The following is a 303-nucleotide window of genomic DNA, read 5'->3' as shown; positions in this document are numbered from 1 at the left end:
GATGTGCTCATGCTCGGTGTCGGTGTGCCGGGTCATCACAAACTGGTTATCTGTAAAGCCCATGCCGCGCAAATAACGCTGCCCAATGGCCTGCCATTGCTCGTCTGTGAGCTTTTCGCCGTGTGCGGCGGACAGCGAAACGTGCAAAACCGCCTTGCCCAAATTCGGGCGAAGCTTGCGAATTTCGCCAAATTCGGCGGCAAGTTCGCGCGGATTTTGCCCGGCCATGTTCGTGGAAATGATGCGCCCCTTCTCTTTGTTGAGGTCGTATTCAGCCGCTCCACGGAAGCCCCGCCCCTTGAC

Annotated in this window: 1 protein-coding gene; it reads right to left on the bottom strand. The window is 57.8% G+C overall.

Features of this window, described 5'->3' with window-relative positions; all coding sequences use genetic code 11:
* Positions 1-303 (bottom strand): relaxase/mobilization nuclease domain-containing protein (locus tag GHO03_RS24865; RefSeq protein ID WP_153400719.1); only part of this gene is annotated, 303 nt, incomplete at both ends.

The sequence above is a fragment of the Pseudomonas sp. FSL R10-1339 genome (genome assembly GCF_009600545.1).
In the GTDB taxonomy this organism is placed as follows: domain Bacteria; phylum Pseudomonadota; class Gammaproteobacteria; order Pseudomonadales; family Pseudomonadaceae; genus Aquipseudomonas; species Aquipseudomonas bubulae.
This window is presented reverse-complemented; position numbering and strand designations above follow the sequence as displayed.